The 21,785-nt window shown below is 33.5% G+C and carries 22 protein-coding genes and 1 tRNA gene; 19 read left to right on the top strand and 4 right to left on the bottom strand.

Going from position 1 to position 21,785, the window contains the following annotated elements; translation table 11 throughout:
- The first annotated feature begins 45 nt into the window (after positions 1–45).
- From pdxA to P8625_RS09530, 11 genes are all read left to right on the top strand, one after another.
- Positions 46–1,080, top strand: coding sequence for a 4-hydroxythreonine-4-phosphate dehydrogenase PdxA (pdxA, locus tag P8625_RS09575; RefSeq protein WP_279650243.1), 1,035 nt, complete (start codon positions 46–48; stop codon positions 1,078–1,080).
- A 74-nt stretch (positions 1,081–1,154) separates the two neighbouring features.
- Positions 1,155–1,691 (top strand): YceD family protein, encoded by a 537-nt coding sequence (locus P8625_RS09570; RefSeq protein WP_279650242.1) that lies wholly within the window; start codon positions 1,155–1,157, stop codon positions 1,689–1,691.
- 8 nt (positions 1,692–1,699) lie between these two features.
- A complete protein-coding gene (gene rpmF, locus P8625_RS09565; RefSeq protein WP_047789948.1) occupies positions 1,700–1,894 on the top strand; it encodes a 50S ribosomal protein L32 in 195 nt (64 codons plus the stop codon).
- Between the two features lie 150 nt (positions 1,895–2,044).
- On the top strand, positions 2,045–3,040 hold the full coding sequence (locus tag P8625_RS09560; RefSeq protein WP_279650241.1) for a beta-ketoacyl-ACP synthase III: 996 nt from the start codon (positions 2,045–2,047) through the stop codon (positions 3,038–3,040).
- 23 nt (positions 3,041–3,063) lie between these two features.
- Positions 3,064–3,546, top strand: a complete 483-nt coding sequence (accB, locus tag P8625_RS09555) for an acetyl-CoA carboxylase biotin carboxyl carrier protein (protein WP_279650240.1) — start codon at positions 3,064–3,066, stop codon at positions 3,544–3,546.
- Between the two features lie 89 nt (positions 3,547–3,635).
- Positions 3,636–4,976 (top strand): acetyl-CoA carboxylase biotin carboxylase subunit, encoded by a 1,341-nt coding sequence (gene accC, locus P8625_RS09550; RefSeq protein ID WP_279650239.1) that lies wholly within the window; start codon positions 3,636–3,638, stop codon positions 4,974–4,976.
- 69 nt (positions 4,977–5,045) lie between these two features.
- Entirely contained in the window at positions 5,046–6,293 is a 1,248-nt protein-coding gene (locus tag P8625_RS09545; protein ID WP_279650238.1) for a 3-deoxy-D-manno-octulosonic acid transferase, read from the top strand.
- 25 nt (positions 6,294–6,318) lie between these two features.
- Positions 6,319–6,879 carry a YeeE/YedE family protein gene (locus tag P8625_RS09540; protein ID WP_279650237.1) on the top strand — a complete coding sequence of 187 codons (561 nt, stop codon included), beginning with the start codon at positions 6,319–6,321 and terminating at the stop codon, positions 6,877–6,879.
- Position 6,880: 1 nt separating this feature from the next.
- Positions 6,881–7,294, top strand: coding sequence for a DUF6691 family protein (locus P8625_RS09535; RefSeq protein WP_279650236.1), 414 nt, complete (start codon positions 6,881–6,883; stop codon positions 7,292–7,294).
- 230 nt (positions 7,295–7,524) lie between these two features.
- Positions 7,525–7,647, top strand: a complete 123-nt coding sequence (locus tag P8625_RS16450; RefSeq protein ID WP_456129193.1) for an IS1/IS1595 family N-terminal zinc-binding domain-containing protein — start codon at positions 7,525–7,527, stop codon at positions 7,645–7,647.
- 162 nt (positions 7,648–7,809) lie between these two features.
- Positions 7,810–8,478, top strand: a complete 669-nt coding sequence (locus tag P8625_RS09530; RefSeq protein WP_279650235.1) for a hypothetical protein — start codon at positions 7,810–7,812, stop codon at positions 8,476–8,478.
- A 121-nt stretch (positions 8,479–8,599) separates the two neighbouring features.
- On the opposite strand, the gene tnpA is transcribed toward P8625_RS09530, so the two are convergent.
- Positions 8,600–9,031, bottom strand: a complete 432-nt coding sequence (gene tnpA, locus P8625_RS09525) for an IS200/IS605 family transposase (protein ID WP_279650234.1) — start codon at positions 9,029–9,031, stop codon at positions 8,600–8,602.
- 698 nt (positions 9,032–9,729) lie between these two features.
- Between tnpA and P8625_RS09520 the strand changes: the two genes are divergently transcribed.
- Positions 9,730–10,158, top strand: coding sequence for a hypothetical protein (locus P8625_RS09520; protein WP_279650233.1), 429 nt, complete (start codon positions 9,730–9,732; stop codon positions 10,156–10,158).
- Between the two features lie 688 nt (positions 10,159–10,846).
- Here P8625_RS09520 and P8625_RS09515 read toward each other — a convergent pair.
- Both P8625_RS09515 and P8625_RS09510 read right to left on the bottom strand, forming a co-directional pair.
- Positions 10,847–10,920 (bottom strand) — tRNA-Ile (locus tag P8625_RS09515).
- A gap of 53 nt (positions 10,921–10,973) precedes the next feature.
- On the bottom strand, positions 10,974–11,945 hold the full coding sequence (locus P8625_RS09510) for a polyprenyl synthetase family protein (protein ID WP_279650232.1): 972 nt from the start codon (positions 11,943–11,945) through the stop codon (positions 10,974–10,976).
- Positions 11,946–12,071: 126 nt separating this feature from the next.
- On the opposite strand from P8625_RS09510, the gene P8625_RS09505 reads away from it, so the two are divergent.
- The 5 genes from P8625_RS09505 (at position 12,072) to P8625_RS09485 (ending at position 19,364) form a co-directional block, all read left to right on the top strand.
- Entirely contained in the window at positions 12,072–12,680 is a 609-nt protein-coding gene (locus P8625_RS09505; protein WP_279650231.1) for a TetR/AcrR family transcriptional regulator, read from the top strand.
- Between the two features lie 6 nt (positions 12,681–12,686).
- Positions 12,687–14,030 (top strand): TolC family protein, encoded by a 1,344-nt coding sequence (locus P8625_RS09500; protein ID WP_279650230.1) that lies wholly within the window; start codon positions 12,687–12,689, stop codon positions 14,028–14,030.
- A 12-nt stretch (positions 14,031–14,042) separates the two neighbouring features.
- Positions 14,043–15,218: an efflux RND transporter periplasmic adaptor subunit gene (locus tag P8625_RS09495; protein ID WP_279650229.1), complete on the top strand. Its 1,176-nt coding sequence runs from the start codon at positions 14,043–14,045 to the stop codon at positions 15,216–15,218.
- 138 nt (positions 15,219–15,356) lie between these two features.
- Positions 15,357–18,824, top strand: a complete 3,468-nt coding sequence (locus tag P8625_RS09490) for an efflux RND transporter permease subunit (protein ID WP_279650228.1) — start codon at positions 15,357–15,359, stop codon at positions 18,822–18,824.
- A gap of 69 nt (positions 18,825–18,893) precedes the next feature.
- Positions 18,894–19,364: a regulatory protein RecX gene (locus P8625_RS09485; RefSeq protein WP_279650227.1), complete on the top strand. Its 471-nt coding sequence runs from the start codon at positions 18,894–18,896 to the stop codon at positions 19,362–19,364.
- On the opposite strand, the gene P8625_RS09480 is transcribed toward P8625_RS09485, so the two are convergent.
- Positions 19,351–19,875 carry a hypothetical protein gene (locus P8625_RS09480; RefSeq protein ID WP_279650226.1) on the bottom strand — a complete coding sequence of 175 codons (525 nt, stop codon included), beginning with the start codon at positions 19,873–19,875 and terminating at the stop codon, positions 19,351–19,353. The two genes, P8625_RS09485 and P8625_RS09480, sit on opposite strands and share 14 nt — an antisense overlap.
- 181 nt (positions 19,876–20,056) lie before the next feature.
- Between P8625_RS09480 and P8625_RS09475 the strand changes: the two genes are divergently transcribed.
- A complete protein-coding gene (locus tag P8625_RS09475) occupies positions 20,057–21,022 on the top strand; it encodes an NAD-dependent epimerase/dehydratase family protein (protein ID WP_279650225.1) in 966 nt (321 codons plus the stop codon).
- A 111-nt stretch (positions 21,023–21,133) separates the two neighbouring features.
- Positions 21,134–21,724, top strand: a complete 591-nt coding sequence (locus P8625_RS09470; protein ID WP_279650224.1) for a thioredoxin family protein — start codon at positions 21,134–21,136, stop codon at positions 21,722–21,724.
- Positions 21,725–21,785: the final 61 nt, after the last annotated feature.

Genomic DNA, 21,785 nt, shown 5'->3' with positions numbered 1-21,785 from the left:
CTTTTGTTAGCATCAAAAATACAACTTTACTTACGAAAGTGAACTATGGACAAAGCAAACAAAATTATTGTTGGAATTTCTGTTGGAGATATTAACGGAATTGGTATTGAAATTATTTTAAAAACATTTCAAGACAAACGAATGCTGGAGTTTTGTACGCCTGTTTTATTTGCCTCTAACAAGTTAATTTCCTTTCATAAAAAAGCTTTGAAAGTTAATACAAGTATTCATGGAATTACTTCTATAGATAAACTCATACATGGTAAAGTTAATTTATTAAATAGCTGGACAGAGGAGGTAAAAATTGATTTAGGCAAAACTACTGAAGATGGCGGAAAATTTGCCTTGAAATCGTTACAAGAAGCAGTTAACGCTTTACAAAAAAAACAAATAGACCTCGTTCTTACTGCACCAATTAACAAAGAAAATATTCAATCAGAAGAATTCAAATTTCCTGGTCACACCGAATATTTAGAAGATAACTTCGATGGAAAAAGTTTGATGATTTTGATGACGGATGAATTACGTATCGGATTGATAACTGGTCATATTCCAATTTCTAAAGTCGCAGAAACCATTACTCCAGAACTTATAAAATCTAAAGTTGAAATAATGCACACTTCATTGCAACAAGATTTTAATATTAATAAGCCGAAAATAGCGGTGCTAGGTTTAAATCCACATTGTGGCGATAATGGTATAATAGGTACTGAAGATGACGAAATTATTCGCCCAACAATCGAAGAAATTAAAGAATCAGGTAAATTAGTTTTTGGTCCGTATGCTGCCGATGGTTTTTTTGGTTCTAAAACTTATAAACAATTTGACGGAGTTTTGGCGATGTATCACGACCAAGGGTTAGCCCCTTTTAAAGCTTTATCGTTTGGAAACGGTGTGAACTTCACCGCTGGTTTAAGCATCGTAAGAACTTCTCCAGACCACGGAACAGGTTTTGATATTGCTGGCAAAAATAAAGCCAACTTTACCTCATTTAAAGAAGCCTTATTTACCTCATTACAAATATTTAAGAACCGAAAAGAGTATCAAGAACTTACAAAAAACGCATTAAAGGCAAAATAGTTTATTTTTTTTAATCAAAACATAAAAGTAAAAACATTTTTTATATCTTTGCACGCTCAAATTGATAGTTGTAGATGAAAGACTTAAAAAAATTCAACATACCTTTTGTAGGTTTAAAAGAAGGAAGTCATTTGTTTGAATATCAAATTGACAAAACGTTCTTTGAAGCATTTCAGTTCGACGAATTTGATAACGCTAACGTAAAAGTTAACATTACATTGGTTAAAAAAAGCACTTTATTAGAGCTTGCTTTTAACATAAACGGAACAGTTACTGTTCCTTGTGACATTACCAATGAGTTATTCGACTTACCAATTAATGGTAAGTTAGATTTGGTTGTTAAGTTCGGACCTGAGTTTAATGATGAACACGATGAAATTTTGATACTTCCACACGAAGCCTATCAAGTAAATGTAGCTCAATATATATATGAGTTAATTGTGTTATCGGTACCAAGCAAGAGAATACATCCAAATGTTATTGATGGTACGATGCAATCGGATGCTTTAAAAAAATTAGAAGAATTAAAAATAAACGAAGAAAAAACTGTTGAAAAAACAGCAACAGACCCTAGATGGGATAAATTAAAGGATTTACTAACAGATAAATAAAACATAAAATGGCACATCCAAAGAGAAAAATATCTAAAACTAGAAGAGATAAAAGAAGAACTCATTATAAAGCTTCTGTACCTCAAATAGCCGTTGATCCTACAACTGGAGAAGCTCATTTATACCACAGAGCGCACTGGCATGAAGGAAAATTGTATTACAGAGGTCAGGTAGTATTAGAAAGTGCTGCAGCTGAGGCTTAAAAACTATTTAAAAAATTAAAAAACCCTCTATTTTGAGGGTTTTTTTATGTTTTTACATCAAAAAATGATTTTTTTGATGTTTTTTACTATAAAAAAGTAAAATAATTTTCATTACTTTGAAAACTCGTTTTTATTACAAAACAAACAACTATGACTAAAATAACTGCAGCTATAACAGCAGTAGGAAAATATGTTCCAGAATATGCTCTAACCAATAAAGAGCTAGAAACCATGGTAGACACCAACGATGAATGGATTACTACTAGAACGGGAATTAAAGAAAGGAGAATTTTAAAGGGAGAAGGCCTTGGAACTTCTTTCATGGCAATTAAAGCTGCAGAAGACTTACTTCAAAAATCAAACACAAACCCTGAAGATATCGACATGGTAATTGTAGCTACTGCTACACCAGATATGCCTGTTGCCTCAACAGCTGCCTACACCGCTTCTAAAATAGGAGCTGTAAACGCCTTTTCTTATGATTTACAGGCGGCTTGTTCTAGTTTTTTATACGGTATGTCAACTGCATCAAGTTACATTGAAAGCGGACGCTATAAAAAAGTTTTGTTAGTTGGTGCCGATAAAATGTCATCAATTATAGATTATACCGACAGAGCTACCTGTATTATTTTTGGTGACGGAGCAGGTGCTGTTTTATTTGAACCTAATAATGACGGCTTAGGCTTACAAGACGAGTATTTACGAAGCGACGGTGTTGGTCGTGAATTCTTAAAAATAGATGCAGGAGGTTCCATTTTACCTCCATCAGAAGAAACTGTTAAAAACAAGCAACACTTTGTGCATCAAGAAGGAAGAACGGTGTTTAAATTTGCTGTTTCTAACATGGCAGATGTTTCTGAAAAAATGTTAACTAGAAACAATTTAACAAAAAACGATATTCAGTGGTTAGTACCACATCAAGCCAATAAGAGAATTATTGAAGCTACAGCTAATAGAATAGGTTTAGAAGAAGATAAAGTGATGATGAATATTCACAAGTATGGAAATACAACTTCTGCTACCTTACCACTATTACTTAACGACTATGAAAAAGAGTTGAAAAAAGGAGATAATTTAATTTTTGCTGCATTTGGTGGTGGTTTCACATGGGGAGCCATTTACTTAAAATGGGCATATAACTCATAACTAAACAACTAAAATTTAGGAAAATGGACATCAAAGAAATTCAAAGTCTTATAAAGTTTGTAGCCAAGTCAGGTGCAAGTGAGGTAAAACTAGAAATGGAAGATATCAAAATCACCATTAAAACAGGAAGTGAAGCTCCTGAAACTACCATTATTCAAGCTCCTGCACCAGTAGCAGCAGCTCCGCAAATGGTAGCAGCTCCTGCTGCACAACCAGCTACTCCAGCCGCTACTCCATCACCCGCTGAAACTTCAGACGACTCAAAATATGTAACTATAAAGTCACCTATCATTGGTACGTTTTATAGAAGACCTTCACCAGACAAACCTAATTTTGCTGAAGTAGGAACTGAAGTAAAAGTGGGCGATACCGTTTGTATTATCGAAGCGATGAAATTATTTAACGAAATCGAATCAGAAGTATCTGGTAAAATTGTTAAAGTATTAGTGGACGACTCTTCTCCTGTAGAATTTGATCAACCATTATTTTTAGTAGACCCATCATAATTTTTGGTTTAGAAGTTTTAAGTTTAGAAGTTTGGCTAAGTGCCAAACTCTTAAACAACTAAACCCAATAAACTCATAAACTAAAAGACATGTTTAAAAAGATATTAATTGCCAATAGAGGCGAAATTGCGCTACGTGTAATTAGAACCTGTAAAGAGATGGGTATTAAAACAGTAGCTGTTTACTCTAAAGCAGATGCTGAAAGTTTACACGTGCGATTTGCTGACGAAGCGGTTTGTATAGGGCCTGCACCAAGTAGCGAATCGTATTTAAAAATGGATCGCATTATTGCTGCTGCTGAAATTACCAATGCTGATGGAATTCATCCAGGATATGGTTTCTTATCTGAAAATGCTAAGTTTTCAAAACTATGCGAAGAGCACGAAATTAAATTTATTGGCGCTTCTCCTGAGATGATTGACCGCATGGGGGATAAAGCAAATGCGAAAGCTACCATGAAAGCTGCTGGGGTTCCTTGTGTACCAGGTAGTGACGGTGTAATTACTACTTTTGAAGAGTGTGAAAAAGTCGCCTTAGAAACAGGATATCCTGTAATGTTAAAAGCTTCTGCTGGTGGTGGTGGTAAAGGAATGCGTGCTGTTTGGAAAGCTGAAGATTTAAAAGGTGCTTGGGATTCTGCAAGACAAGAATCGAAAGCTGCTTTTGGAAACGACGATATGTATATGGAGAAGTTAATTGAAGAACCTCGCCATATCGAAATTCAAATAGTAGGTGATGCTTATGGTAAAGCGTGTCACTTATCAGAAAGAGATTGTTCCGTGCAACGCCGTCACCAAAAATTAACCGAAGAAACGCCCTCTCCATTCATGACAGAAGAATTGCGTGATGCCATGGGAGCTGCTGCTGTAAAAGCTGCCGAGTACATTAAGTATGAAGGTGCTGGAACAGTTGAATTCTTAGTAGATAAGCACCGTAACTTCTACTTTATGGAAATGAATACGCGTATTCAGGTAGAGCACCCAATTACCGAAGAAGTAGTTGATTACGATTTAATTCGTGAGCAAATTTTAGTGGCAGCAGGTGTGCCAATTTCTGGTAAAAACTACAAACCTCAATTACACTCAATAGAATGTAGAATTAATGCGGAAGATCCGTATAACGGATTTAGACCTTCTCCAGGAAAAATAACCTCTTATCATGCGCCAGGTGGTCATGGTGTTCGTATCGACACGCATGTATATGCCGGATATATGATTCCGCCAAACTACGATTCAATGATTTCTAAGTTAATCGTTACTGCACAAACACGTGAAGAAGCTATTAACAAAATGAAACGTGCCTTAGACGAATATGTTATCGAAGGTATAAAAACAACCATTCCTTTTCACAGACAATTAATGGATCATCCAGATTACGTAGCGGGTAATTATACTACTAAGTTTATGGAAGATTTTGAAATGGAAGCCTAACATATTTCAATATAGAATAAAAAATCAGTGAGTAACTTCACTGATTTTTTTATTTCATAAATTCGCATCATGAACTTTTTATACAATTTACTGCTTTCTATAGTGGCTCTTCTGCTTCCAATGGTAGCTTTATTCAACAAAAAAATACAACTGTTTTATAAAGGAAGAAAAGAAACGTTTTCTAAACTTAACAGCGTCTCTAAAACCGATAAAGTAATTTGGTTTCATGCTGCTTCTTTAGGAGAATTTGAACAAGGAAGACCTATTATTGAAGAGTTAAAACAACGCTGTTCAGATTATAAAATAGTCGTTACCTTTTTTTCTCCTTCAGGATATGAAATACGAAAAAACTACCCGTTAGCCGACGTAATTTGTTATGTACCCTTAGACACCAAATCGAATGTGAAGAAATTCCTCAAACAAGTACATCCAACAATTGCTATTATGATTAAATATGAATTTTGGCCCAACCTATTGTCAGGATTAAAAAGACAACAAATCCCCACCGTTTTAATCTCAGGAATTTTTAGAGAAAACCAATCCTTTTTTAAATGGTACGGAAGTTTTATGCGTGAAAAACTAACGGCTTTCAATCATTTTTTTGTACAAAACGAAACTTCAAAAAACTTATTAAATTCTATTGAATTTCATAATGTAACTATAGCTGGCGATACGCGATTTGACCGTGTATATGACATTTTACAACAAGACAATTCGTTAGATTTTATTTCAGCATTTAAAAACAATCACTATACTGTTGTGGCAGGAAGTACTTGGAAAGACGATGAAGAACTCCTTGTAGACTACATCAATAATCATGCCTCTGAAAACGAAAAATTTATCATTGCTCCGCATAACATTCACCAAAAACAAATTAAAGAATTACAAGATTGTATTAACAAAAAAACTATTCTTTATTCTGAAAAAGAGGGAAAAGCACTTTATGATTATCAAGTTTTTATAATTGACACCATTGGATTGCTTACCAAAATTTACTCGTATGCAGATGTTGCTTGTGTGGGTGGGGGCTTAAAAACAAATCTTCATAATATTTTAGAACCCGCTGTTTACGGAATACCCATAGTATTTGGAAATAAGAAATACAAAAAATTTCAAGAAGCTGTTGATTTGTTAAAATTAGAAGGCGCTATTGCTATAGGCACTAAAAAAGATTTTTATACTACCTTTGCGAATTTACAATCTAACCCAAACCTAAGAGAAAAAATGGGAACAACTAACTTCCTATATATTGAAAACAATATTGGGGCTACTTCATTAATTTTAGATTATTTAAAAAACATAGTGGCTAATTGTTAGTTTTAGTGCAAAAAAAATATTTAGAATGGATTTTATACTACAACCTTGGCCTTGGTTTGTGTCAGGGCCACTTATAGCGATAATACTTTTTCTATTTTTTCATTTCGGAAAAAATTTTGGTGTTTCAGCCAATTTAGAAACTATATGTACCATGGCTGGTGCTGGTAAAGTATCTGATTATTTTAAAAAAGACTGGAAAGAGCGTGACTGGGCAATTGTCTTTTTAGTGGGTTTAACCATAGGTGGTTATATCGCTGTTAACTATTTATCGGTTACAACAGAAATTGATTTGAACCCAATAACGGTTAATGAGTTAGCCGATTTAGGTTTTGCTGACGCTGGAAAAACATACGTACCAAATGAAATTTTTAGTATTGAAAATATGCAAACCTTAAAAGGTTTCGCAATTTTACTAATTGCTGGAATTTTAATAGGTTTTGGAACACGTTATGCTGATGGCTGCACTTCTGGACATGCTATTACAGGGTTGAGTAGCTTTCAGTTACCCTCTTTAATTGCAGTAATCGGTTTTTTTATAGGAGGTTTGGTGATGACTTGGATATTGTTTCCTTTAATTTTTGGCTAATATGAAGAATTTAAGATTTTTAATTATTGGTATAGTTTTCGGAATTGTTTTATCAAAATCAGAAGCAGTTTCTTGGTATCGCATTTATGAGATGTTTAAATTTCAATCCTTTCACATGTATGGTATTATCGGTTCTGCTGTAGCTATTTCTGCTATATTTATGTATTTCTTTAAAATTGGAAAAATTAAAGATTACTCAGGCAATCAAATCAATATCAAAGAGAAGGAAAAAGGTTTCGTTAGGACTTTGGCAGGTGGCATCATCTTCGGTTTAGGTTGGGCATTGGCTGGCGCATGCCCTGCACCTATTTTTGTGTTGATTGGACAAGGTATACTGCCTATGATTGTGGTGCTTTTAGGAGCGCTATTGGGCACTTTTATTTACGGTTTGTTAAGTAAGAAGTTACCGAATTAAAATTAGGGATTTTCTGTTTTTAGTCAAAAAAAGGCGTGTTTGGTAGTGTCCTAAACTGGCACTTGCTATTTTTGCATAAATTTAAACTTTAAAAATCAATAAATTAACTTAAATATGCTGCTCTTTTCGAGCAGTATATTTAGTTCCTAAACATCATAAAAATTTTTTAGAAGTTATAAAATAAGGGTTTGATATTGCTTGGTGTATTAAATTAGCACCTAAAAAATGCTATGAAATATATTAAGTGTATTTCTTTTGATGTTATTAGAAAAGGGAGACAAAATAGTAAGCCGCGATTTTACTGTAAAGATTGCAAGAAATATTTTCAGCTAGAATATATTTATCAAGCCTAAAAATCTTCAACAAATGATTTAATTGTTAGTTTACTAAAAGAGAGTTGTAGTGTCAGGGGAATTTCGCCGTTGGGGCTATTATATATACTGTATTATCTGGAGAAACATCTGCTTCGGCAATACCTGTTGCTTTTGGATTGTACTCAATTAAATTCATAAATTATGAATAAAACTAAAATATTATTAATTTTTGTTATAACAGGAATTTTTTCCTATTATATTATTTCAATGTTTTCTGGGGTTAGAAAGTCTTTCTCAAAGAAATTCGTAAATGAACCAATAGATTATAGAGAAGTTTTAAAAAAAGATTACCCCAATTTATCATATAAATATACTCTATCAATGGATTCAAATTTTCCTATTTCTGTTTATACCTATGATAAATCAAAATATGCTTTAATTCTTTTTAAAAGAAAGGCAGAAGGTATAAAAAGTTTAACAGAATCTTCATTTTTTTATGATAAGGAATCAAAAAAGGATTTGGTTAAATTTTACACAAATTTTCTTTCTTTAAATGAGTTAAATTATCTATACGGAGAGAAAAACAATGTTCATAAATTGAACATTTATATAGAAGGGTTTAAAAGTGAGTATATAAAAAACAAAACAGAAGAAAGATTATATCTTTCATTTCCATTAGAAAACACTTTTGGTATGTCGTATAATGATTCTAGCACTATGCATTTGCAGTGTAACCCAAGCACTCCCAATGTGAAAGAGTTTAATGAATTAATGATTATAAAAAATAATAACTTTATATACTTTGTATATCTAAAACCTTTTAGTGAAAGCATGAATGAAAATATGATTCTAAAAAAATTAGTGAATTAGGGTAGTGTAGTAAAAAGGTGCTTTTATAAGGTGAATGAATTTTACACTGATAATCAATTAACTAAACACTATGTACTAAAGTGCCATAGGTTTTTTCCCGACTAAAGTCAGTTGTACGCAATCACTCTAATATGAAATTGTCATTATCATTTGTAGATTTTCGATGATGCTCCAAATATTCATTTACCATTTTATCGGTGATATTACCTATACTCCAACATCTAAAAACTATTGCCCAAAAATGCCTGCCCCAATAACGATTCCTTAATTCTGGAAATTTTTCCTGAAGCTTTCGTGAACTATGCCCCTTTAACTTTTTTACTATAGTGCTGATGTTTTGGGAAGGGCGATACTCTATGTGTATATGAACAGGGTCTTTGCTAACAACACCTTTCAATATATTAATTCCTTCTAAATCGCAAATCTGTATCAAAATTTTTCGACAATCCTTCTGAATATCTCCTCGTAAAACTGAATAACGGTATTTCGTGCTCCAAACTATGTGAACGGTTAAACGAGAAACCGCGTGTCCATTTACCATTTGTTCTGACATAAAAACAAAGGCATGTATTTATAGAAGCTAAAGCGAAATGCACTAAAGTACATAGTTTTAACTATTTTTGAGACCAATAAACGTGTTAAAACAGCTTTAAATAAAGGTCAGGGTCTGTTAAAAGATGAAATTCAAAAGGATGAAACAAAGTAGAATTAGTAATTTTATTAAGATTCTTTTTTTAGTCATATTTTTATTTTGGTCATTTTACAAAATATACGAAAAATATGAGATTAAGAATAATTCAAAAAATATTACAGTTACTATCAGTAAAAAGAAATGTAAAGCAAGTACTTTTGGACACAGTAGTTCGTTAGAATTTATATATAACAAAAAAAATATTTTGTTTTTGTGACGAACTCTAAGTGCAATGAAGTTAATGTGGGAGAAAAGTTGGAAATTTTATATTCAAGTGAAGAAGATATTTTCTTTGATAAGGATAAGAAAGTTTTCTTCTTTTTTTAAATTTTAAAGAATGATGAAAAATAGAAAAATAACTCTACTAATAAGGTAGTGTCCTAAACTGGCACTTACTATTTTTACATAAATTTAAACTTTAAAAACCCTGTTCCTAATAGTTATTTTGATAGGCTTAAAAAGAATGCTAGTAGAATAAACAGCACAAAATCTACAAGAAATAAGTCTAAAAAGAAGAAAACTAACTATAAATATCCAAATTGGAATAAACTATAAACTTTATGAAAAACAAGAAAATAACATACATCTTAGTTTTTATATTAATAGTACTATCATTATTACTTCTTTATTTATATTCTTTTGCTACTGGAGTTAAACTGGATGTAGAAAAAAATGAGATTTTTCAAGGCTCCAGAACAACAGCAATAGTAAAAAAAGCACAAAATTGTTTTGACAGTGGATTATTAAATGGTGTATGCGCAGAAAATGAAGAAGATAACGCTTTGTTTGAAATTAAGGACGATACTCTAAGATATGTGGAATATTATGATACTCCTTATCTAGTTTTTATCAAAAAAAATAAACTTACTATAAGATATTTAGATAATAAGATTTTATCAGAAAGTTTAGTTTTGAAGTTATCGAAAGACAGTTTAGTTTTAAAAACGAATGAAGAAAAACCATTAAGATTAATTAATCGAAAAGAGTAAAAAACAAAAAATGACTCCATTTAGGAATCATTTTTTATTCAATTATTTCAACAAAATCTTTTCAGCCTAACTAAATCCGATAGCGCGGATTTGCAATCCGTGTCGAGCAAGAGTAAGCAATTAGAACTTAAATTTTAAAATAGATAAAGAAGAAATCACAGCAGAGATGTTGGGTAGTGTCCTAAACTGGCACTTACTATTTTCATATAAATTTAAGCTTTAAAAATCAATAAGTTAAATAAAATATACTGCTCAAAAAGAGCAGTATATTATGTTCATTGACATTATAAAAATTTGTCAGGCTTGTAAAATCTAGGTTTTGTATTGGTTAATGTCCTAAATTGGCACCTGAAAAAAAATCAAGTGCTATGAAAATAAAGGCATTAGCAGTATTACGTACAATCATTTAAATTTTACCAGTAAGCGTAACGCTAGCGGGCGATACGATTAGTTACACCCAGGATACTGCGGATTTTCGCTCAATACAAACTTCTCCTCCGAATCATTTTTCCTCTTACAAACAAAAAAGAGGTCGTCTAGAAAGTAATTTTTAGGCGACCTCTTTAAAGGTGGTCCCACATGGGCTTACTTCGGCTTCGCTCAGTATAAACTTCTCGCCCAGTTCATATTGTTTTCTTTCTACAAAAAAAGCACCTACAAATAATATGTAAGTGCTTGAATTTAAAGGTGGTCCCACATGGGCTCGAACCATGGACCCCCTGATTATGAGTCAGGTGCTCTAACCAACTGAGCTATAGGACCCGTTAAATTTGGATTGCAAAAATAAAATTTTTTTTAAATAATACGCTATTTTTTTACACTTTTCTATTCATTAAATTTTCACCGAAAACACGTAAGCCGTGCTTATGAGCATCGTCAATAGTAAGGTGTTCGATACTTTCAAATGACTTATTGGTGTAGTACTCAATGAGTTTCTGTGTTTCTTCTGGGATGTTGTTTGCTTTAAAAATGGTAGAAACAGTCGTTACTTTATCTGTATTATTTTTTTGTTTTTCACTATAAAGATGTACTAATTTTTCTTTATCACTTTCATCTGCTACCTCTAAAGCTTTCAAATACAAATATGTTTTTTTGTTTTCAATAATATCACCACCCACTTGTTTGCCAAAAGATTCGGGATCGCCAAAGGTATCTAAGTAATCATCCTGTAACTGGAAGGCAATTCCTAAGTTCAATCCATAATTATACAAATGGTCTGCTTGTTCTTCATCAGCGTTCGCAACGATTGCCCCCATTTTTAAAGCAGCAGCCACCAAAACAGATGTTTTTAAGGTAATCATTTGAATATATTCTTCAATCGTTACATCATTTCTGGTTTCAAAATCTACATCTAATTGCTGACCATCACAAACTTCTAAAGCAGTTTTACTGAATAGCTGAGCCAGCTTTTGAAAAATAGCAGGTTCATAATTTTCAAAGTATTGATACGCTAAAATCAACATCGCATCACCCGACAATATCCCTGTATTGATGTCCCATTTCTCATGTACTGTTTTCTTACCTCTCCTTAAAGGAGCATCGTCCATAATGTCATCGTGCACCAGTGTAAAATTATGGAAAACCTCTACAGACAATGCGGCAGGGAGTGCTTTTTCATAATCGTTTGAAAAAATATCTGCAGCGATTAATGTTAGTATGGGTCGAATTCTTTTGCCTCCTAATTGTAGTATGTATTCAATAGGTTCGTATAAGTTTTTAGGCTCTCTAGAAATCTTTTGAGATTGTAAATACGTTAAAAAGTCTGATTGATATGATAATATGTCCAAATCTGAAAATTTTTGTAAAAATACGGTAAACATAAAATTAAATTATAATAGAACATTAAAAAAAGGTTAAAACTTAGGAAACTTTTTTTGTTTCTAAAGTTTCCTATTGTACATTTGTAAGCAATTATGAGAGATAAAATAATTCATAAAGCAGGAGAACTATTTTTAACCTTAGGGTTTAAGAGCACAACGATGGACGATATTGCAAAAGAACTAGGCATGTCTAAAAAAACAGTATACAAGTACTTTTCAAACAAATCGGCTTTGGTCGATGCCAGTACAGAAGCGGTTCATAACTCTATTAGTGAAGAAATTAATAAGGTTAAAAATAAAAATTACAATGCGGTAGAAGAAGAATTTGCAGTAAAAGCAATTTTTAAAGAAATGTTTAAAAATGCCAAAACCTCGCCGATGTATCAACTAAAAAAATACTATCCAGAAACCTATAAAAAATTAGTAGAAAGAGAAGTATGTATGTTCAGAGATTATAACATGGATAACTTGAATAAAGGGATAGTGGAAGGTTTGTACAGGTCAAATATTAAGAAAGAGCTTTTAGTAAGTTTTTACTTTACACTTGTTTTTGGAGTATTTGAAAGTGAGTTGTATAGTAACGATATGCAAGAAGTAATGCAAATAGAATATGAGATTTTAGAATATCATATTCGAGCAATAGCAACAGCAGCAGGATTGGAAGAGTTAGAAAAACAATTACAAAACATAAATCAAAATTAAAAAATAATGAGGAAGTACATGTACAGTGTATTTGTGCTCTTTTTTACGGGGTACATCATTGCTCAAGAAAAAGAAATGAGTTTATCAATGCAAGAAGCAATTGAATATGCAATAAAAAACAGTTACGACAACAAGGTATCTTTAAACGACATAGAAGCAGCAAAAAAGAAAAAATGGGAGACTACGACGATAGGATTACCGCAAATCAATGGAAAGGTTGATTATCAAAATTGGCTGAAACAGCAAGTTTCATTTTTACCTGCCGAATTTACAGGAGGAGAACCTGGAACATTTACTCCCGTAAGATTCGTTCCTGAACAAACGATGAATGCATCGGTAACCTTAACACAATTGCTTTTTGACGGTTCGTATTTGGTAGGATTACAGTCTGCAAAAACCTATTTGAAAATTTCTGAACAGGCGAAGGAAAAAACAGAATTAGCAACTCGTGAAGCAGTGGTAAATGCCTATGGAAATGTGCTCGTTACCGAAGAAGCTATTGAGATTTTAAAAAACAATAAGAAAGTACTAGAGAAAAATTTAAACGAAACTCAGAAAATTTATGATAACGGATTAACAGAGTTAGAAAACGTTGAACAGCTGCAAATTACGTTGGGGAATATTGAAAATACTTTGAGAAATACAGAACGATTAAAAGAAATAGCTTATCAAATGTTAAATGTTTCTTTAGGAAACCCAATTGAAACCCGATTAAATTTAACGTCTAACTTAGAAAATTTGGTAGTTGAAAATACCGATTTAAGTTTGTTAGCAGCCCCATTTACTATTGATAATCACATCGATTTTAAAATTGCGCAAAACGATAGAGAAAGCAAACGTTTGTTAATGAAATTAGAGCAAAGTAAATTTTTACCCAGTCTATCGGCATTTGTAAATTATGGTGCCAATACCAATTCAGATACGTTTAGCTTTTTTAATGCCAATCACAGATGGTTCGACTACTCACTACTAGGTGTAAGTTTAAATGTACCCATTTTTAGCAGCTTTGGTAGAAGTTCTAGAACGGCACAAGCAAAAATAGCATTAGAAAACGCTGATATACGATTAGAAGAAGCAAAGCAAAAACTAAACTTGCAAGTACAAAGAGCGAAGAGTGAATATCAGTTAGGAATCGAAAACTACGAAACAGCTAAGAAAAATTTAGCACTCGCCGAACGAATAGAAAAAAAGCAAGAAATAAAGTTTTTTGAAGGAATTTCTTCAAGCTTCGATTTACTACAAGCACAAAATCAGCTATACACACAGCAAAACAATTACGTACAATCTATGTTAAACGTAATTGCTAAAAAAGTGCAATTAGAAAACGCATTAAACATACCACTAAAATAAAATCAACTATCAATGAGAAAAATATATTCACTATTCGTAATTACATTTCTTTTAGCCTCATGCGGGGGTAATAAAGAACAATCGGTACAAGATGTAATTGCTTCGAACGATTTAACTAAAATCCGTGAGAAAAAAGCATCGTTAGATACCCAACTACAAAAGCTATCAGAAGAAATAAAAGCGTTAAACACTAAAATCTCTGAATTAGATACTGATGAAAAAGTTTCACTAATTACAACACTTACTGCTAAAGAAGAGCTTTTTATGCATTACCTAGAGTTGCAAGGAAGTGTACAAACCAAAAAGAATGTTTTGGTGTACCCAGAAGTACCAGGGCAACTTATAAATATTTATGTAAAAGAAGGACAAAAAGTAGTGAAAGGGCAAGCCTTGGCAAAATTGGACGATGGAGGAATGTCTAACCAATTAGCACAATTAGAAGCAAATGCAACGTTGGCAAAAACTACCTACGAACGACAAAAACGTTTATGGGAACAGAAAATAGGCTCGGAAATTCAATTTTTACAAACAAAAACAAACTACGAGGCGCAAAAAAATGCCGTAGATAATTTAAAGAAAAATATAGCTAAGTTTACTATAAGAGCCCCATTTACTGGAGTTATAGACGACGTAATAAAAGAGCAAGGAACAGTAATTGCTCCCGGTCCTGGATCTGAAATTTTCAGAATTATCAATTTAGGTAACATGTATATCGAGACCGAAGTTTCAGAAAGTTATATAACAACCGTAAAAAAAGGTAAAAAAGTAGAAGTTAATTTCCCAGTATTAAATAAGAAAATCAATTCTGCAGTACGTCAAGCAGGAAACTTCATCAATCCTTCCAACAGAACCTTTAAAGTAGAAGTAGAGGTGCCCAATCAAGATAGAGAAATCAAACCCAATTTAATAGCGAGGCTAAAAATTAACGACTATACGAATGAGAACGCAATTTTAATTCCACAAAGCATCATTTCAGAGAATGCAGAAGGTACGCAATACGTATATGTAGTAGACGACATAAAAGATGAAGAAGGAATCGCAAAACAGGTATTTATTAAAACAGGAAAAACACAAGGAGATATTATCGAAGTTTTAGAAGGAGTTTCTGTGGGAGACCAGCTAATTAAAGCAGGTGCAAGAAGTGTAAAAGAAGGACAAAAAGTAAAAATATTAGACGTTAGTCAATAGTTTTTTAGTCGGTAGCATACAAGAAATTATAGTTAATTTCTAAGATGAAGAATACGATTTGAGAAAAAATTGGAAGCACTATCAAAGTTGATAAATAGTCTTCAAAAACACCTTAAAAACACTAAAAATTAAAGTCTGATGACTGATAAAAAACAAAAGAAAACAGATAAAGAGTTTAAATTGTCTTCATGGGCAATTGCTAATAAAACGACGATGTATGTTTTAATAGTCTTAATTCTAGGATTGGGAATATCGGCTTATTTTACCATGCCAAGAGAAGATTTTCCTGAAATAAAAGAAACCAAAATATACATTAGCTCTTTGTATCCGGGGAATACAGCAGAAGATATTGAAAAACTCATTACCGACCCCCTAGAAGATAAACTAAAAGGATTGAGTGGTGTCATAGAGATTGTATCCACTTCTCAGGAAGATTATTCGATGATTATCGTAGAGTTTGACGATGATATGGAGGTTGAGGTTGCCAAACAACTCGTAAAGGATAAAATAGATACCGAAAAAGCGTCTGAAGATTGGCCTACGTTTAACGGTGCAAAAGTAGATCCGAATGTATTCGACTTGAGCATGTCGGAAGAAATTCCGTTTCTAAACATCAATATTTCTGGAGATTATCCCATTCAAAAACTCAAAGACTATGCAGAATATTTGCAAGATGATATTGAAGATCTAATCGAGGTAAAACAAGCCGATATCAGAGGGGTACAAGACAAAGAAGTAGAAGTTGCAGTTGATATTTACAAGATGATGGCAATGGAAGTAAGTTTCGACGATATTATTTCGGCCATTCAACGAGGAAATGTTACCTCTTCAGCAGGAAACTTAATTGCGAGCGGGCAGCGAAGAACCATTCGAATATTGGGAGAGATTGAAGAACCATCCGATTTACAAAACTTTGTTATTAAATCGGAACGTGGAAATCCTATTTATTTAAGAGATGTTGCTACCATCAGCTTTAAAGAAAAAGACAAAACAACCTTTGCCAGAAAAGACGGGAAAAGTGTGGTGATGCTAGATGTTAAAAAGCGAGCAGGTAAAAACATGATTGCGGCAGCCGATCAAATAAAAAAAATTGTTGATAAGGCAGTCAAAGAATACTTTCCAAAAAATTTAGAAGTCTCGATAACCAACGATTTATCTGACAAAACCATAGGTCAGGTAGACGATTTGGTAAACAACATTATTTTCGGAATCATTTTAGTAGTAACCGTATTGATGTTCTTTTTGGGCTTTAAAAACGCCTTATTCGTTGGTTTTGCCATTCCAATGTCGATGTTCATGTCGCTCATGATTTTAGAAGCCATGGGCTACACCATGAATACCATGATTTTATTCGGACTCATTATGGGGTTAGGAATGTTGGTAGACAACGGAATTGTAGTAGTAGAGAATGTGTATCGATTAATGGATGAAGAGGGACTTTCACGTTTGGAAGCAGCAAAAAAAGGAATTGGTGAAATTGCCTTTCCAATTATCATTTCTACCTTAACCACCGTCGCAGCTTTTGTTCCTTTAGGTTTATGGCCAGGACTGTTTGGGCAGTTTATGATTTATTTTCCAATCACCCTCTCAGTAGTACTAGGCTCTTCACTTTTTGTAGCAATTTTCTTTAACTCTGTATTGGTATCTCAATTCATGACTACCGAAGACAAAAACATGCCGTTAAAACGCATTATTTACATCTCATCAATTGTAGGAGTCATCGGTTTGCTAATCATTATTTTCGGAGGGGAATACCGAGGTTTAGGGAGCGTTATGGTATTTACTGCCATTATATTATGGGTGTATCGTTTGGTGTTAAGAAAAGCAGCCAATCACTTTCAAAAGCACACTTTGGTTGTCCTAGAAAATTTATATGAGAAAACATTAAGAGCAGCTTTAAAAGGATGGAATCCCGTTTTTATAACCATAGGAACTTTTGTATTGCTATTTCTTGCTTTTGCAGGCTTCGGATGGTCGGTAGGGGAACAACGAACAAAAATTGAGTTTTTTCCAGATAACAAACCAAACCAAGTAGTAGTCTATATCGAATATCCGCAAGGAACCGATATCGAAGAAACCAACAAAATTACCAAAATAATAGAGCAAAAAGTGTACAGTATTTTGAATGAAGACATGTACATGGATGGCGATAAAAATTTTATGGTAGAAAGCGCTGTTTCTCAGGTAGGAGAAGGAGCAGGAAATCCGCAAACAGACGGAGGGTCGGCTGCTGAAATGCCCCACAAAGGGAAAATTACGGCTTCTATGCGCCAGTATAAATACCGTAGAGGAAAAGACAGTGAAGAACTGCGTCAAAAAGTACAAGAAGCATTAACAGGAGTTTATCCAGGAGTTTTAATTTCGGTAGAGAAGGATGCAAACGGACCACCAGCTGGTGCTCCAATTAATATTGAATTGGAAGGAGATGATTATGAAGAATTAATCGTCGCAGCCGAAAAAATGCGTAGCTATATCAATACGAAAAATATAGGCGGAATTGACGAATTGAAAATAGATGTAAATAAAGACAAGCCCTCGATGCGTGTGGTTGTCGATAGAAAAAAGGCAGGAGAATTAGGCGTTTCTACAGGGCAAGTAGGGCAACAATTACGTAACGCACTTTTCGGTGCCAAAGCAGGAATATATAAAGAAGATGGTGACGATTACGATATCAATGTTCGTTTTAACGAAGCAACACGCTATAATAAGAGCGCTCTTTTTGATCAAACCATAACGTTTAGAGATATGGCATCGGGGCAAATAAAAGCGATTCCCGTTTCGGCAGTAGCTACATATACCAACAGTTCTGGTTTTAGTGCTATTAAACACAGAGATACCAAGCGAGTGGTAACCGTATATTCACAGTTGGCTCCAGGTTTTGTAGATGCTGCTGCCGTTGTAAATCAGATAAAAGAAGAAATGAAGGGCTTTGATGGAATAGCCAGTGATATTCATATCGATTATACAGGACAAATTGAAGAACAAAACAAACAACAAGCGTTTTTAGGAGGTGCCTTTTTGAAAGGGTTGGCATTGATATTTTTCATTTTGATTTTTCAGTTTAACTCCATCTCTAAACCTACCATTATTATGATTGCCATCTTTTTGAGTTTTATTGGTGTTTTTGGCGGAATCGTGATCACAGGAAGTTCGTTTGTAATTATGATGACCATGATGGGAATTATTTCACTGGCAGGAATCGTGGTAAACAATGGGGTGGTACTTTTAGATTATACACAGCTTTTGATTGATAGAAGAAAAGAAGAATTGCAGTTGCAAGAAGACGAATATGTGCCTACTAAAGATCTATTCAACAGCGTGGTAAAAGCAGGAAAAGCACGTTTACGTCCTGTTTTGTTAACTGCTATAACCACCATTTTAGGGTTAATTCCTTTAGCAATAGGCTTGAACATTAACTTTTTTACCTTATTTAGTGATTTTGATCCTAATATTTATTTTGGAGGAGACAATGTAATTTTCTGGGGTCCGTTAGCATGGACAGTAATTTACGGATTGCTCATTGCAACCTTCTTAACCTTAGTTGTAGTACCGATATTATTCTACCTAATCACTCGATTTAAAATGTGGTTGCGTAGCGTTTTATAATTAATTTTTGTTAACTGTAAAAAGGGTTCAAAGCTACTAGCTTTGAACCCTTTTTTATATTTTCGTAGTATGAACAAACCCGTTTTTACAGTTGAAGAAATAAAAAGGAAACTTGAGCAGTATTGTGTATATCAAGATCGATGTCATAAAGAAGTAGCACAAAAGTTACAAGACTATAATTTAATTCCAGAAGCAAAAGAATATATTTTACTACACCTGTTAGAACACAACTTTTTAAATGAAGAACGCTTTGCCAAAAGTTTTGCCAGGGGAAAATTCAGAATAAAAAAATGGGGAAAAGAACGAATTGTAAGAGAATTGAAGTTCAGAGATATTTCTGTTTATAACATCCAATCTGCTTTAAAAGAGATTGATGAAGAAGAATACATGAAAACCCTTTATGAGTTGGTAGCGAAAAAGAAGGCAACTGTTTCGGAAACAAACCCTTTCAAACGAAAAAAGAAAATTGCCGACTATTTGTTATACAGAGGTTTTGAAAGTAATTTGATATACGAAGCTTTAAAAACTACTGATTCTTAAACAAGCTATCAAGGTTTATTTCGCTGTCAAATTGTTTCTTCGTGTAAACGGTATTAATTTTATCGTTCACACTGCTAAAAAGCAACATAATTTTTTCAACCTGACTGTTTACTTGTTGTGCAGAGATAGACGGAATAAAAGTCATATCTGCCAAGCGTAAGGTTTCGTTCTCAAAAACACGAATACGAGCTTTAAAAGCAGGTGTTTTCAGCGTTTCTACATTTAAACTGTCCTTCAGTTGTTTGGTAAGTGTTTTGAGCTCTAACGCATTGTTTAAAGCTTCGGTAGGGGTGGTGTTTTGTAACTCTTGTAAAAAATCTTCCACAACAAAGTATTCTTTCCAAGATTTAATTTCATCAATATATTTTTCATCTATTTTAGCATAATCGGTATGCTTCACCGAAATATTCATTTCAGTTGCAGTAGGCAATTCCTGTTTCTGCTCGTCTTCCTTTTTACAAGAAATCACTAAAAAAAACAAAGCAGCAACAATACATAAAAAACGACTCATTCCACGAAAAAATTAAGGCATAAAAATACATATTTTACTTGGTATAATTTATGGAATTGAATTAGAAGTTTGAAATCAGTAGATTAGCATTCTATTTTATAGATAGTTAAAAAGAACAAATACTTTTTACGAAATCTTAAATTTGATAACTTTGCAAATAGGTATTTTTGAATTATTGAAAATGAGTGATACAATATTAGTTTTAGGTGCTTGCGGGCAAATAGGAACAGAATTAACCCAAAAATTACGTACTATTTACGGAGCAGATGGCGTGATTGCTTCTGATATTAGAGAAGGAAATGCAGCTATGATGAGTGCCGGACCTTTTGAAATTGTCGATGCTACCAATCAAGAGCAAATTTTAAAAGTCGTTCAAAAATACAATGTAACCCAAGTATACTTAATGGCTGCCATGTTGTCGGCAACTGCTGAAAAGTATCCGTTAAAAGGTTGGAATTTAAACATGACCTCGTTATTAGCGGTATTGGAGTTAGCCAAAGAAAAACACATTCAAAAAGTATACTGGCCTAGTTCAATGGCAGCTTTCGGACCCGCATCGCCAAAAATGAACACACCGCAACAAACTATTATGGAACCTTCTACGGTGTATGGCATTAGCAAAGTAGCAGGAGAACACTGGTGTAAGTATTACCATGATAGGTATGGAGTAGATGTGCGAAGTATTCGTTATCCTGGAATTATAAGCTGGAAAACCTTACCAGGCGGAGGAACTACCGATTATGCGGTAGATATTTATTTTGATGCCTTAAAAAAAGGAACTTTTGAGTGCTTTTTATCAGAAAACACACGTTTGCCAATGATGTATATGGACGATGCAATTAATGCAACAATCCAATTAATGCAAGCACCTGAAGAAAGTATTAAAATACGAACCTCATACAATTTAGCTGCCATTAGTTTTACGCCGAAAGAAATTGCTACTGAAATACAAAAATACATTCCAGAATTTACCATCACTTACAATCCAGATTTTAGACAGGCTATTGCCGATAGCTGGCCCCAAGTGATTGACGATGCTGCGGCAAGAAAAGATTGGGGCTGGAGGCATCAGTTCGATTTAGCTTCTATGACCAAAGACATTCTTACCAATTTACAAGCAAAGGCACGAGAGTCGGCAGAAGTGTAAGGCTACCTTTATTTTTTCGTCTACATTATTTCAATTTTACAGCAAACTGTAACTTAGGTTACCCAATATTTACTGTAAGTGAAATACTTTTGTAATAACAAGATAAGTACGATGAAAAATACGATTCAAAACAGTTTAGAAAAAGCACTTTCATATAACGAATATAAAAATTTGGTAAGTAGTTTATTGGCTGAAGGAAAATCTACCGGACCTAACCAATCAGACGATTTGTTGCATTATAGTAAGTTGAACGATAAACGGATGAAACGGTTGGATAAAACCTTGCAACTTACCGAAGAAACTCTTGCTAAAATTAAAGAGGTGAAAGAACCGCAAACTTGGTTGGTAATTACTGAAGGGTGGTGTGGTGATGCCGCACAAAACCTACCCGTATTGAATAAAATAGCAGCAGAAAACCCGAACATTCATTTAAAATTAGTGCTACGAGATGAAAACCTAGCGTTGATGGATGAATTTTTAACCAATGGAAGTAGGTCGATTCCGAAACTCATTACCTTAAACAAAGAGAACGAAGTTTTGAACACTTGGGGACCAAGACCTACCACAGCAACTCAAATGGTGGCTGATTATAAAGAAAAGCACGGAAGTTTAGACGCCGATTTTAAAACCGATTTACAGGTGTGGTACAACAAAAATAAAGGAGAAAATATGCAAGAAGATATCCTATCGATGCTTGAGTAGTAAAACACCTAAAATACAACGATTCCTCTTTTTGATTTTTTTCAAGAAGGGGAATTGTTTT

Origin of the sequence: Tenacibaculum tangerinum (assembly GCF_029853675.1) — a bacterium.
GTDB lineage: Bacteria > Bacteroidota > Bacteroidia > Flavobacteriales > Flavobacteriaceae > Polaribacter > Polaribacter tangerinum_A.
This window is presented reverse-complemented; position numbering and strand designations above follow the sequence as displayed.

What these genes read in the sequence shown, in the direction of transcription:
- pdxA (WP_279650243.1), top strand. Translation starts at nt 46, where the DNA reads ATGGACAAAGCAAACAAAATTATTGTTGGAATTTCTGTTGGAGATATT.
- P8625_RS09570 (WP_279650242.1), top strand. Translation starts at nt 1,155, where the DNA reads ATGAAAGACTTAAAAAAATTCAACATACCTTTTGTAGGTTTAAAAGAA.
- rpmF (WP_047789948.1), top strand. Translation starts at nt 1,700, where the DNA reads ATGGCACATCCAAAGAGAAAAATATCTAAAACTAGAAGAGATAAAAGA.
- P8625_RS09560 (WP_279650241.1), top strand. Translation starts at nt 2,045, where the DNA reads ATGACTAAAATAACTGCAGCTATAACAGCAGTAGGAAAATATGTTCCA.
- accB (WP_279650240.1), top strand. Translation starts at nt 3,064, where the DNA reads ATGGACATCAAAGAAATTCAAAGTCTTATAAAGTTTGTAGCCAAGTCA.
- accC (WP_279650239.1), top strand. Translation starts at nt 3,636, where the DNA reads ATGTTTAAAAAGATATTAATTGCCAATAGAGGCGAAATTGCGCTACGT.
- P8625_RS09545 (WP_279650238.1), top strand. Translation starts at nt 5,046, where the DNA reads ATGAACTTTTTATACAATTTACTGCTTTCTATAGTGGCTCTTCTGCTT.
- P8625_RS09540 (WP_279650237.1), top strand. Translation starts at nt 6,319, where the DNA reads ATGGATTTTATACTACAACCTTGGCCTTGGTTTGTGTCAGGGCCACTT.
- P8625_RS09535 (WP_279650236.1), top strand. Translation starts at nt 6,881, where the DNA reads ATGAAGAATTTAAGATTTTTAATTATTGGTATAGTTTTCGGAATTGTT.
- P8625_RS16450 (WP_456129193.1), top strand. Translation starts at nt 7,525, where the DNA reads ATGAAATATATTAAGTGTATTTCTTTTGATGTTATTAGAAAAGGGAGA.
- P8625_RS09530 (WP_279650235.1), top strand. Translation starts at nt 7,810, where the DNA reads ATGAATAAAACTAAAATATTATTAATTTTTGTTATAACAGGAATTTTT.
- tnpA (WP_279650234.1), bottom strand. Translation starts at nt 9,031, where the DNA reads ATGTCAGAACAAATGGTAAATGGACACGCGGTTTCTCGTTTAACCGTT.
- P8625_RS09520 (WP_279650233.1), top strand. Translation starts at nt 9,730, where the DNA reads ATGAAAAACAAGAAAATAACATACATCTTAGTTTTTATATTAATAGTA.
- P8625_RS09505 (WP_279650231.1), top strand. Translation starts at nt 12,072, where the DNA reads ATGAGAGATAAAATAATTCATAAAGCAGGAGAACTATTTTTAACCTTA.
- P8625_RS09500 (WP_279650230.1), top strand. Translation starts at nt 12,687, where the DNA reads ATGAGGAAGTACATGTACAGTGTATTTGTGCTCTTTTTTACGGGGTAC.
- P8625_RS09495 (WP_279650229.1), top strand. Translation starts at nt 14,043, where the DNA reads ATGAGAAAAATATATTCACTATTCGTAATTACATTTCTTTTAGCCTCA.
- P8625_RS09490 (WP_279650228.1), top strand. Translation starts at nt 15,357, where the DNA reads ATGACTGATAAAAAACAAAAGAAAACAGATAAAGAGTTTAAATTGTCT.
- P8625_RS09485 (WP_279650227.1), top strand. Translation starts at nt 18,894, where the DNA reads ATGAACAAACCCGTTTTTACAGTTGAAGAAATAAAAAGGAAACTTGAG.
- P8625_RS09480 (WP_279650226.1), bottom strand. Translation starts at nt 19,875, where the DNA reads ATGAGTCGTTTTTTATGTATTGTTGCTGCTTTGTTTTTTTTAGTGATT.
- P8625_RS09475 (WP_279650225.1), top strand. Translation starts at nt 20,057, where the DNA reads ATGAGTGATACAATATTAGTTTTAGGTGCTTGCGGGCAAATAGGAACA.
- P8625_RS09470 (WP_279650224.1), top strand. Translation starts at nt 21,134, where the DNA reads ATGAAAAATACGATTCAAAACAGTTTAGAAAAAGCACTTTCATATAAC.